This window comes from Corynebacterium tuberculostearicum (assembly GCF_032821615.1).
Lineage (GTDB): Bacteria > Actinomycetota > Actinomycetes > Mycobacteriales > Mycobacteriaceae > Corynebacterium > Corynebacterium tuberculostearicum_H.
Genome location: NZ_JAVBIF010000012.1, coordinates 47,146 through 58,730, shown reverse-complemented (window position 1 = coordinate 58,730; position 11,585 = coordinate 47,146). Strand labels below are relative to the sequence as shown.

The 11,585-nt window shown below is 61.8% G+C and carries 12 protein-coding genes and 1 tRNA gene; 4 read left to right on the top strand and 9 right to left on the bottom strand.

The annotated features are described in order from the left end of the window. Positions 1–132: 132 nt before the first annotated feature. Complete coding sequence (locus RAE09_RS09070; protein ID WP_316981521.1) at positions 133–1,077, bottom strand: MsnO8 family LLM class oxidoreductase; 945 nt, start codon at positions 1,075–1,077, stop codon at positions 133–135. A 29-nt stretch (positions 1,078–1,106) separates the two neighbouring features. Continuing rightward, positions 1,107–2,333, bottom strand: coding sequence for a L,D-transpeptidase (locus RAE09_RS09065; protein ID WP_316981520.1), 1,227 nt, complete (start codon positions 2,331–2,333; stop codon positions 1,107–1,109). A gap of 212 nt (positions 2,334–2,545) precedes the next feature. On the opposite strand from RAE09_RS09065, the gene RAE09_RS09060 reads away from it, so the two are divergent. Further along, a tRNA-Lys gene (locus RAE09_RS09060) sits at positions 2,546–2,621 on the top strand. Positions 2,622–2,672: 51 nt separating this feature from the next. Here RAE09_RS09060 and RAE09_RS09055 read toward each other — a convergent pair. The 5 genes from RAE09_RS09055 to RAE09_RS09035 all read right to left on the bottom strand — a co-directional run bounded on the left by RAE09_RS09055 (position 2,673) and on the right by RAE09_RS09035 (position 7,340). Then, positions 2,673–3,434, bottom strand: coding sequence for an ABC transporter ATP-binding protein (locus RAE09_RS09055; protein WP_316981519.1), 762 nt, complete (start codon positions 3,432–3,434; stop codon positions 2,673–2,675). Next, positions 3,425–4,480, bottom strand: coding sequence for a FecCD family ABC transporter permease (locus RAE09_RS09050; RefSeq protein WP_316981518.1), 1,056 nt, complete (start codon positions 4,478–4,480; stop codon positions 3,425–3,427). Before RAE09_RS09050 ends, RAE09_RS09055 begins: the two co-directional genes overlap by 10 nt. Continuing rightward, entirely contained in the window at positions 4,480–5,643 is a 1,164-nt protein-coding gene (locus tag RAE09_RS09045; protein WP_316981517.1) for an ABC transporter substrate-binding protein, read from the bottom strand. The genes RAE09_RS09050 and RAE09_RS09045 overlap by 1 nt, the downstream gene beginning before the upstream one ends. Positions 5,644–5,733: 90 nt before the next feature. Next, a complete protein-coding gene (locus RAE09_RS09040) occupies positions 5,734–7,011 on the bottom strand; it encodes a glutaminase (protein ID WP_086588449.1) in 1,278 nt (425 codons plus the stop codon). Between the two features lie 50 nt (positions 7,012–7,061). Beyond that, complete coding sequence (locus tag RAE09_RS09035; protein WP_005323988.1) at positions 7,062–7,340, bottom strand: DUF3618 domain-containing protein; 279 nt, start codon at positions 7,338–7,340, stop codon at positions 7,062–7,064. 96 nt (positions 7,341–7,436) lie between these two features. Between RAE09_RS09035 and bcp the strand changes: the two genes are divergently transcribed. The 3 genes from bcp to RAE09_RS09020 all read left to right on the top strand — a co-directional run bounded on the left by bcp (position 7,437) and on the right by RAE09_RS09020 (position 9,596). Continuing rightward, complete coding sequence (gene bcp / locus RAE09_RS09030) at positions 7,437–7,904, top strand: thioredoxin-dependent thiol peroxidase (RefSeq protein ID WP_316981516.1); 468 nt, start codon at positions 7,437–7,439, stop codon at positions 7,902–7,904. Positions 7,905–7,907: 3 nt separating this feature from the next. After that, positions 7,908–8,534: a TetR/AcrR family transcriptional regulator gene (locus RAE09_RS09025; protein WP_316981515.1), complete on the top strand. Its 627-nt coding sequence runs from the start codon at positions 7,908–7,910 to the stop codon at positions 8,532–8,534. Positions 8,535–8,609: 75 nt separating this feature from the next. Continuing rightward, positions 8,610–9,596, top strand: coding sequence for an HNH endonuclease signature motif containing protein (locus tag RAE09_RS09020; protein WP_316981514.1), 987 nt, complete (start codon positions 8,610–8,612; stop codon positions 9,594–9,596). Between the two features lie 21 nt (positions 9,597–9,617). On the opposite strand, the gene bioD is transcribed toward RAE09_RS09020, so the two are convergent. Both bioD and RAE09_RS09010 read right to left on the bottom strand, forming a co-directional pair. Continuing rightward, positions 9,618–10,277: a dethiobiotin synthase gene (gene bioD / locus RAE09_RS09015; RefSeq protein ID WP_005323982.1), complete on the bottom strand. Its 660-nt coding sequence runs from the start codon at positions 10,275–10,277 to the stop codon at positions 9,618–9,620. After that, positions 10,274–11,545, bottom strand: coding sequence for an adenosylmethionine--8-amino-7-oxononanoate transaminase (locus RAE09_RS09010; RefSeq protein WP_005323980.1), 1,272 nt, complete (start codon positions 11,543–11,545; stop codon positions 10,274–10,276). The genes bioD and RAE09_RS09010 overlap by 4 nt, the downstream gene beginning before the upstream one ends. Between the last annotated feature and the right edge of the window lie 40 nt (positions 11,546–11,585).

The following is an 11,585-nucleotide window of genomic DNA, read 5'->3' as shown; positions in this document are numbered from 1 at the left end:
TCGACACTGCCTACAACCACTCTATGGGAATACGCAAAGGCCACATACGCTAAACCCCCACCAACACAAAATGTCGTTTAGCCTGACACGCCGCAAAACAACACATTCTGTCGTTTAGGCCCAGTTTTCCACCTACAGGCTCGCCAGCAGCTCCTCCGAACGTGCCCGACCGCCCACATCTGGCATGTCTCCGGTCACCACAAACTCGCTTACGCCCAGCCGCTTGCCGACGCCCCTTAGCTCCTCCCCCACTTCCTTCACCGTTCCCCACACGTCATGGGCCAGCGTCTCCCCAATGCGCCGGCGCTGCTGCCCCGTGAGCGCATCCATATCCAGCTCTCCTGCAGGCCGCAGGGCCCCGAACTCGCCGGTAGATTGCGCGAGCACCTTGGCATAGGCCTCCGGTAACAACAGGTCACGGGCGACCGCGGGCGTATCGGCAACGGCGATATTGAGCGAGGAGATGATAGGCGGGGCGTCGGCAAGCGCATGCTCCCGATACACCCGCGCGGCCGCCTCCTGCGTGGCCACCGGGCCGCCCAAAATGACGCCGAGCCCCATCTTGGCCGCAACCATGGCCGATCGAAAGCCCGCCAACACGTAGATCGGCGTGCCCGCATACTCCGGCCGCACCGTCACCGCCTCCTCGCCGCGCAGGTAGCGCAACAGCGTTGCCAGCTCCGCCTCAAAGCGCTGCTTCGCCACCGCCGGGTCGCCCTGGCGCAGCGCCCGCCGCACCGGGCCGGTAAAGCCGACGGAGGAGCCAATCCCAATATCGATGCGCCCGGGATACAACGCCTCGAGGAGGTTTATCTGCTCCGCCACCAGAAACGGCGGGTGATTTAACAGCATGATGCCGGCCGTGCCTACCCGAATGCGCTGCGTGCGCGCCGCCACGTGGGCCGCCAACATCCCCGGCTGCCCCGCCGGAATGCCTGGCACGCCGTGGTGCTCGGCCACCAGAAATCGCCGGAAACCAAGCCGCTCCACGTGCCGCGCGTGCTCAGCTACCTGGTCCAACGGCCCGGCCGCCCCGCGGTCTAAAACAGAAAAGCGCATGGCCACCACTGTAGCCATGCGCTTATCGCCTGCGCCGCTCTTGGGCGCTACTGATTGGCGTCCGCGTTGCCCTTAGACCACTCGTCCCAGGACATATTCCAGTCACCTAGTCCATCCAGCGCATTAAGCGTTTCACCGTAGGTATTGAACACGCGCACCACGTCGCCGCGCTTCATCGTCTCCTGGAACCACTGGGCAGCCTCCGGCGTGACGTTAATGCAGCCGTGCGAGGTATTGGTATTGCCCTGTGCCCCTACGGACCACGGAGCGGAGTGAACATAGATGCCGGAATAGGACATCTGGGTAGCCCAGTCCACCATTGTGCGGTAGCCACCCGCGGAGTGGGAAAGGCCGAAGGTCTCGGAGTCCATCAGCAGCTGCGGGTGCTCATCGCCGATGATGTATCGCCCATTCGGCGTATCGTACTGATAATCGCGACCCAACGAGACCGGGATGGCGCGCAAGAACTTCTTATTCTTGAAGACCTTCATGGTCTTGGTGGCGTTATCGATAATCGCCACGGTGCGGTCACCGATAGTGAAATTGGTCTTGGCGTTCTCGCCGCCGTAGATTCCACCACCCAGGTCCTTGCCGTACTGGTCCACCTTCACCTCAACCTTGGTGCCTGGCTCCCAGTACTCCTTTGGACGCCAGCGCACCTCCTGGTTGTTGACCCAGTAGAAAGCGCCCTTAACCTCAGGGTTGGTGGTGACAGTAATGGTCTTCTCGGCCGCCTTGCGGTCCGTAATCGGCACGCCGAAATTCACACCAATGACCTGGCCTACGCCCACCTCAGAGTCCGGGATCGGGGTAAGCGAGACCTCGGCAACGCCCGCTGCTTGCAGAGTGGAAAAACTGAGTTTCTTCTTGTTGCCATCCACATCGGAGGCCACGATGGAATAGGTGTGGTTATAGCCCAGGTCCTCCGCCGTAGACCACGTCTTGGCGTCCTTGGAGAGCTTTTCTTTGACTTCCACGCCCAGTTCATTGGTCATGGTGACGCTCTTGAGCTTGCCGGTGGTCTTCACGGTGACGGGCTTAGACGGATCCACGTTCTTCGCGCCGTCTTTCACGGAAGCCTTCAGACCGTCCTTTTTCTTTTCGGACTCTTTGCCACCATCCTTCGCGCCGTTCGCGCTTGCGGCGGTGGATTCTTGGTCAGCGGCCTGATTCTCGGCAGAGGAATCAGAGGAGCAGGAGGCGGCGGCTAGGGAAATGCACGCAACGCCCGCGGCCGCGATGAGGCGGCGCGCACTAGGGAGGGAATGTTTCACTGAGTTGCCCTTAGACACGTATTTGCTGCTTTCAAAGACCAATTTAGATTAGCGTCTCGCTCCAGCAATTACCAGAAGCCACTTCAGGCATTAACCAATTCGTTATACACCCCTAAAAACATGCGATGACCAGGCGATTTTACACTTTTCAAGAATGGCTGCTAGAGTATCTACTCGTTGCACAGAGAGCCACACGGCAGGAAGTCAACAATGCGCCATTAGCTCAATTGGCAGAGCAACTGACTCTTAATCAGTGGGTTCGGGGTTCGATTCCCTGATGGCGCACCACTTAAAAATTTAAATTAAAAAATTAGGCCGGGCAATAGCCCGGCCTTTTTGTTATCTCACCCGCAGCGGGGCAATGAGTGGAGCGCCTCCATGCTGGACGACGTCCGCCTCTACCCCATACACACCTTCCACAAGCTCCCCCGTGAGAACGTCTGAAGGCGTGCCCTGAGCGCGAATATGGCCCTTCTTAAGCACCACTAGCTGATCGCACATGCGCGCAGCCAGGTTGATGTCGTGAATGGCCACCAGGCCCAGGCTGCCATCGCGCTTCGCCTTGGCACGCACCTCGTCCAGCACGAAGATCTGGTGGTGCAGGTCGAGGGCGGAGGTAGGTTCGTCGAGAAGCATCAGGCCCGGGTTGCCCACCAACATCTGCGCCACCGCCACCAACTGGCGCTGGCCGCCGGAAAGCTCGTTGAGGTAGCGCGAGGCAATCGCGTCCAGCCCTAGCGAGTGCAGCACCTCGCCGGTGCGCGTAATCGGGTCCTCGCAGGCCTCACGGCGCGCAGAGATCAGCACGGCTTCAAACGCCCGCAGCGCGGCCGTGCTCGTGAGATCCTGCGGCACGTAGCCGATGAGCTGCCGGCGGCGCTTGCCGCGCGGGGCCGTGCCATCGACGCGGAAATCCACGTCTCCGTCGCAGCCGCGGTGCACGCCGGCCAGGGACTTAATGAGCGTGGTCTTGCCGGAGGCATTCGGCCCCAACAATCCCACCAGCTGCCCGCCGTGGAGTTTTTCCACATCCACGGACTCCAGCACGCGGTGTTTGCCATAGGCCGCACTCAGCCCGGAAATAGTCAGTTCTACGTCCACAGTGCCCTCCTTCGGGTCATAACGATGGCAATGAAGAATGGCACGCCCAGAAGCGAAGTAACGATACCAATGGGAATGGCCAGGCCCGGCTTAATCATCAGGCTCACCGCATGCGCGGCACACATCACGGCCGCGCCCGCCGCCATTGAGGCCGGCAAGAAGTAGCGCTGGTCCTCGCCCACCAGCATGCGGGCAATATGCGGGCCGACCAGACCAATGAAACCGATGATGCCGGCAAAGGCCACGGTCGTCGCCGCCACGAGCGACACCACGATGAGCACTACTACGCGCAGACGGGAGGTATTGATGCCCATGGCGGTGGCGCGGGCGTCGCCAAGCCGCAAGGCAGTAAGGCGCCAGCCCAGCGCCCATAGGATGGGCAGGGCGATAATCAGCACGGCCGCCAGTACGCCGTTGGCCGCCCAATTGGCGCGGGTAAGTGAGCCCATGGACCAAAAGACGATCTGTTGCAGCGCTTCGGCCGAGGACTGGTACTGGATAAGCGCCAGCATGGCCTGGAAGAAGAACACCAAGCCGATGCCCAACAGCACCATGGTCTCCGCCTTCGCGCCGCGGATAACGGCCGCGATAACAATAATGGCCGTAGCCACCGCGGCAGCAAGCCACGCCATCAGCGCCAGGTTGAACTGCGGCTGCGCAATCAGCTGCCACTTGAGCACGATGGAGGTGGCGCCGCCAAACGCGGCGGCCGCAGAAATGCCGAGGGTAAAAGGCTCGGCCAGCGGGTTATTGAGGATGGTCTGCATTTCCGCGCCGGCCAAAGACAGGGCCATGCCGATGAGCACGGCCATCACGGCCATGGGCAGGCGCAGCTGCCATAGCACCGTGCGCGTCTGGTCATCCAGCCCCGCGGGATTGACTATGCCCTTCATAACCTCGCCCGGGCTGATATCGATCGCACCCACGAAGTTGCTGATAATAAAAGCCACGGCTGCGATCAGGGTCAGGCCCGCAACAATGCCGATGCGTTGCCACGTTAACTTCTTGTGCTGCCGCGCCAGCGCGGCTACCTCTGCGCCCTCCATTAGTTGGTGCTAAAGAAGGTTCCCTCGCCGGAAACCGGCGAGTACTTTTCTTGCGCATCCATCCACTGCTTGGCGACGTCCATATCGGCATACGCCTCCGGGTCGATCCACTCGGCCACCTGCAGCAACGCTAGGTAATTAAACGGCGAATTATAGAATTGGTGCCACATGCTGTGGAAGTGGTGTTCCTTGACCGCACGCAGCTTATCGAAGCCAGCCTGCTTACCCGGCAGCTTAGCCACACTGCCCTTGGCTTCCTTTTCATCGATGCCGTAGCCCACTGCAGCGTATCCGACAGGGTGGCCTTCATCGTCCTTCATCTCAGACCAATCGCCACCGGTGGCGATGATCATATCCGGGTCAGATTCCAGGACCTTTTCCGGGGTGATCGTGCCAGACTCGCCCGGAATGACTTTATCGCCGACATTCTCGCCGCCGGCCGCGTTGACCAGCTGGGAGATATTGGAATCGTTCCAGGAGCCGCAGCAATCGGACACACCGGCCGAGCGCCAGACGAAGGTCTTTGGTTTATCCTTTACCTTCTCTGCGCGGTCCTCAACCAGATCCACCGTCTTTTGCCAATCCGCGTTGAATTCCTCAGCGCGGTCCTCTTGGCCAAAGATCTCACCGAAGATGTCCATAGTCTTAGGCGTACTCTCCAGCGGGTCGCGGCGGAAGTCGGTGACCGCATACTTCAAGCCAGCCTGATCCATCTTGTCGGTCAGGCCAGCTTCGCGGGAGGCATCGTATTGATCCAGCGAGAGCACAATGAGGTCCGGGTCTAGGCTCACGAGTTTTTCTACGGTGACATCGCCCTTGGCAAAGCCGCCGATCTCTGGAACCTCGTTTACGGACGGCAGTTCCTTTTCCAGCGCCGCGTAGTAATCCGGCACCATCTGCTTGAGATCCGTTCCGATGCCAACGACCTTGTCCAGTGGATTATCGGGGTCGAGTACACCGGTAGCAAAAATCGATCGGCCCTCCCCCAAAATCACGCGATCGGGAGCCTTATCCAGTTCCACGTCACGGCCGATGATATCGGTGAAGGAGAACTCGGCATCGCCGCTGGAGCCTCCAGTTACTTCCTCAGCTGCGCCGCAGCCGACGAGTGCGGTTGCCGATGCCGCCACAACCGCCATTACCTTGAAGGGGGTATGAGCCATTTTTAGTCCTTGGTCGTTGGATGCCCTCGCAGTTAACGCAAAGGGCCTTACATAGGACATCCTAACCTGATTAAGTAAGGTAACCCAAACCTAAACGGGTTCGCCGTTGATCGCGTAGTCTTCCGGCTCGCCCTTGGGCACCTCGGTTCCGTCCGACATGGTGCGATCTTCCAGCTCTCCATCCGGATCCACGATGGCGATATCGAAGCCAGACTCGCGGATTCGGCGTAGCCCCTCCTTCAGCATGCGCCGGCCCATGCGGTTCGTGCCCGTAATATGCGATAGCTCGAGCACCACCGTGCCCTCGCCAAAATCCGACTCCATCAACTCGTACAAGATGGTCTCGGCCGCGTTGAAGTTGATTAGGCCCTGCAGGTAGATCACGGTCAGCTCCGCATCCTGCTCCACCTTGCGCACTGGGTTCACGCCATAGCGCTCGTCTGTAGACATCAGGTGCAGGCCCATGTCCTTCGACAGCAGCTTGAACGCATCCACCCCGCGCACCGAGTTGCCTTCTTTGTTCAGTCGCGGCGAGAATGTCGCCACGCCCAACTGGCCCGGCAGCGTGCCCAGCAGGCCACCCGACACGCCCGACTTCGCCGGGATGCCCACCTCGGCCATCCACCGGCCGGCGCCGTCATACATGCCGGCCGAGCTCATCACCGATAGCGTCAACCGGCACACATCCGCGTCCAAAATCTTGTCTCCCGTTACCGGCTGCACCCCACCATTGGCCAGAGTTGCCGACATCACGGCCAAGTCCCGCACCGTCACCACAATCGAGCACTGCTCAATATACGTTGACACCGCATCGTGTGCCTCGTCCTGGATGATGTCGTAATTCCGCAGCATGTGTGCCAGCGAGAGGTTGCGTTCACTGACATCGAGCTCGGAGGAGCGCATGGCGTCGTCGATAAGCAAGTCGCGGCCTGCCAACCGGGAGAAGTAGGTGCGCAGCCGCTCCACGCGCGCGGCCGGCTCCGAATCCACGCCATTAATCAGCTGCGTGACCGCAATCGCGCCCGCATTGATCATGGGGTTGACCGGCCGATGATCATCGCGGTTGAGCGAAAGCTCGTTGAAAGCCTCGCCCGAAGGCTCCATGCCCACTATCTCGCGCACCGCGGAAAGGCCCAGCTCCTGCAGCGCCAGTGCGTAAACAAACGGCTTGGACAGAGACTGAAGGGTAAATTCCACCTCATCATCGCCCGCAGAGTAGACGTGGCCGGTGGTGGTGCACATCGCGGCGCCGAGATACTCGGGCTCTGCCTTGGCCAGCTCCGGAATATAATCCGCCACGGCACCGTCGCGATTATCGCGCACCTTGGTGAGGATTTCCTGCAAATAAAAAGGGATTGGTGTCTTCATCCCAACCCAGCCTACGAAAAAAGTCCCCGCGGTGTGCGGGGACTTCGCAATTAGTGGCGCTCGGACAGCAGGCGCTGCAGCTCCTTCAGGTCGCTCTTGCGGCGGCGAGAGCGGAAGACCGAGAAAGCAATCAGGCCAACCACAGCGGCGCCGACACCGCCCAGGGCCATCTGCACGTTGCGGTCCTGCAGCTTATCGGTGGCCGCGGTCTTAGCCTCGTTGGCAAAGTTCTGCGGCTTGCTGCGCTGTGCCAGCTCGTCCAGGGTGCCGGCCAGCTGGCGGCGGGTGCGCTCGATATCGCGCTGAATGTCTTCAATATTGCGTGCCACGAAGTTCTCCTCTTAACTTAGGTTCGCTCTTAACGGGGTCATTCTACCCCGCCGGCCCAAAAGCGTGCAGCCCGGGCGGTAAGTAAGGTGGAAACTATGACTGAAAACCGTTTGAACGTTGGAGATACCGCCCCTGCCTTTGCGCTTGCCGACGACGCCGGAAACACCGTTTCCCTCGCCGATTACGCAGGCCAGCGCGTACTGGTCTACTTCTACCCCCGCGCCAATACCCCGGGCTGCACCAAGGAAGCCTGCGATTTCCGCGATTCCCTGGAACAGCTCAATGATCTCAATATCTCCGTCGTGGGTATCTCGCCCGATAAGCCGGAGGCGCTTGCAAAGTTCCGCGCGGACCACGAGCTGAACTTCCCGCTGCTCTCGGACCCAGATAAGTCCGTCATGACCGCCTACGGCGCGTTTGGTGAGAAAAAGAACTACGGCAAGGTGGTCCAGGGCGTTATCCGCTCCACCTTCCTGGTCGAGCCGGATGGCACCATCGGTCAGACGCACTACAACGTCAAGGCCACCGGCCACGTCGCCCGCGTGATGAAGGGACTTAGCTAGCGCGTGGGAGAGATTCTGCTACCGCGGCGTCGGCCAGCGCAGGCGCGCAGTCGCGAGCGCTTCGAGCGCATTCTGCAGGCCGCCCGCGCCGTGCTTGTCGACGTCGGCTTTGAATCCTTCACCGTCGACGAGGTCGCCCACCGCGCCGGAGTGCCCATCGGCACGCTGTATCAGTTCTTTGCCAATAAATACGTGCTTGTCTGCGAGCTCGACCGCCAAGACACGGCCGCCAGCCGGGCCGAAATCGAGCGCTTCTCTCGCCGCGACCCGGACGTGCAGTGGCCCGATGTGCTGGATGAAACCATCGATCACCTGGCGCGCATGTGGCGCGACGATCCCTCCCGGCGCGCCGTGTGGCATGCCGTGCAATCCACCCCCGCCACCCGCGCGACGGCCGCAGATACCGAGCGTCAGCTGCTTTTCCCCTTGTCAGAAATCCTCTCCCCGCTCGCGCCGTCCATGAGCGATGACGAACGCATTGACCTGGCCGGCTTCCTTATCCACAGCGTGGTCTCGCAGCTCAATTACGCAACTGCGGGCGACCCAGGCGACTTTGACGCCGTGGTTGTAGAGATTAAGCGCATGCTCGTTTCGTATCTATTTGCCATTGCGGCCCACTGGGGCAGTTGACGCTTAAACAAGTTATCCACAGCTGCGGACGTCTTCGCCTTGGCTCGCCCGCCAGCTCTGCTTAAAGTTGCAGCCATGAGCGCACTGAAGGCCTATGCCACCCACATAGCCTCGGCGATGGACATCCTCGCCGAGGCCCACGGCATGTCTGAACGCGCCCTTGTCGAGCTGGGTTTGCCGGATGTCGAGGCCCGCGACCTTCGCGCGCTGGCCGCGGTCTACTTCGACCCGACCGGCTTCAGCCGCAAGCAACGCCACGCAGCCGCGGCCGCCCGACACCACGACCTCGTAACGCTCAAGCTGATTGAAAAGTACGTCTCCCGGGTGCGCACTAAGCGTGAGGCGTGGAACCTGCGCGTGGAGCTATGCCGCCTGCGTGGGCCGGCTTCTGAAATCGCCCGCCGCGCCAAGCAACGCCTGCGCGAACTTCGCCCGCGCCGCATGCCACCCCGCGAAGGCGTCCAACTCCTTCGCCGCCCGAACGGACCGTGGACTATGCGGATTACCGCACCCTCGGCCTTCCTTGCTGAATTCGACGCCGCGCTCGACCCCGACCGCCCACTCGATTCCCTCCGCGACCTACTTCGCGGCACCGGCGCGCCCTCCGCGCGCACCACCACTAACGTCATCATCCCGCTCAACGCCCTAGACCAAATCCTGGACGGCGACGGCGAGGAAGTCACGCTGCGCCTTACCAATGGCGCCACCATTTCCGGCGCCGAGCTCGTCGAGCGCACCTTCACCGAGCACGGCCTTGCGACGCTAATCCACCCCGTCAAGGGCCCCGTCAACCTGTATCGCACATCACGTTACGCCACCGAGAAACAGCGGCAGATGGCCGCGGCCGAAAATCCCACCTGCCCGTGGCCGCCGTGCAACCATCCGGCAGACAAGGCCCAGATCCATCACCTCAAGGCGTGGAAACACGGCGGGTTGACCAATATGGAGAACCTGACGGTGTGCTGCCCCTACCACAACGGGGTCAACCAGGATGATCCAAATGCCCCGCCGCTGCGCGGGCGCCTTGCCCGAGTCAATGGCAAGGTCCGCTGGGTTCGTTAGCGCTGCCTCTGCGAGGTAGCGCTACTCGGCGTGCTCTAAAAAGTCCGCGTAGACTTCGGCGGCTACCCGCGCGAATTCGGCGGGCGTCATGCGGGCCATGCCCTCCGGCAGGCTGCCCCACAGCGGACAGCCGGTCACCTGCGGCATCTCCTCGAGGTTCAGTCGGGTAGCTAAATCCGGATCGGCCGGCAGCGAGCCACCAATCAGCCCGAGCACCTCGATTCCGTGGCGTTGCGCCTCGCGCACAGTCAGCTCGGCCGCGTTGAGGCTTCCTAGGCTGAGGGAGGTGACGATGAGGAGCCTATCGGCGACGTCGGCAAGCGTATAGGCGTCCGCCAGACGCACGAGCAGCCCGCCGGCGCCTTCAACAAGCACCACGCGGCCGGGCGCGTCAAGGGCGGCAATCCACTCCTTGAGTTCCTGCAGGCCGGGTTGGTCCATGCCGGCCCGGCGCGCAGAAAGGTTTGGCGCCAGCGGCTCCGGGAAGCGCACCATCTCGGTGACCTCCACGCCTGCCAGCTTGCCGACGGTCACCGCATCCCCCTTCCCCTCCGGCTCCCCCGTCTGCAGTGGCTTAGCGTAGACAACCTCACGGCCGCGCTGCTTGAAGGCACTGGCGAGCGCGGCCGTGGCCACCGTCTTGCCGACGTCCGTGTTCGTCCCCGTCACGTAAATAATCACTGTCGTCCTCCTGCTACCGCGGCGCGCACGCCGCGGCACATCTGGGTTACTTCGTCGGCGGTGCTGATAAACGGCGGCATGATATAAATCAGTCGGCCGAACGGGCGCAACCACACGCCCTGTTCCACGGCCGCGGCCGTCGCAGCGGCCATATTTACTTCGCGTTCCATTTCCACCACGCCGATGGCACCAAGCACGCGCACATCCGCTACCCCCGGCTCCTCGGCTAGGTCTGCAAGCCCGCGCTGCAGCTGCTTTTCGATGCCCGCTACCTGCTCGCGCCAGTGCCCTTCCACAATGAGCGCAGTCGCCTCGGCCGACACGGCGCAAGCGAGCGGATTAGCCATAAACGTCGGCCCATGCATCAACGCGCGCGGGCGCATTCTCTCGGACACCTTCGCGGTAGCGAGCGTGGCGGCCATGGTCATAAACCCACCGGTCATCGCCTTGCCAACGCACATAATATCCGGCACGACGCCGGCTGCTTGGGTAGCAAAAAGGTCGCCAGTTCGGCCGAATCCGGTGGCGATTTCGTCGGCGATGAGCACGATACCGTGGCGGTCACAGATATCCCGGGCCCCGCGCACCAGCTCGTGGTCATGAAAGCGCATGCCTCCCGCACCTTGGACTACAGGTTCAATGACTAGGGCCGCGACCTCCTCAGTGATGCACGCTTCCAGCTCGTGCAGATAGGTTGCGCGCTCGGCCGGGCTAGCTCCGCGGGTAGGCGGCGCTGGGGCGAAAATCTGGCGCGCTAAGGTGCCAGTCCACATCGAGTGCATGCCGCCTTCAGGATCGCACACGCTCATCGCCGCGAAGGTATCGCCGTGATACCCCGATCGCCACGTCAGCATCTTGGTGCGCTCGGGGTGCCCTAGGCCACGGGCGTACTGTAGCGCCATTTTGATGGCTACTTCTACCGATACAGATCCGGAGTCCGAATAAAAGACCTGTTCGAAATCACCCCGGGTCAGTTCCATGAGGTTGCGGGTAAGCCGCGCGGCAGGTTCGTGGGTGAGCCCGCCGAACATGACGTGGCTCATTCGCTCGATTTGTGCGGCCGCTGCTGCTTTGAGTCGCGGGTGTCCGTGGCCGTGGGCGGCGGCCCACCAGGAAGACATGGCGTCGATAAGCGTGGTGCCATCCGCAAGCGTTAGATGGACGCCGGCGGCCGAGTCCACCACAAGCGTTGGCTCGCCTGGCTCGGCGTAGGGGTGCCAAATGTGTCGCGCATCGAGAGCGGCAATATCCTCCGCTGAAATATCCATGATTTTAGGTCTATCACAGACTTTCGGCCGTTATAGTGCT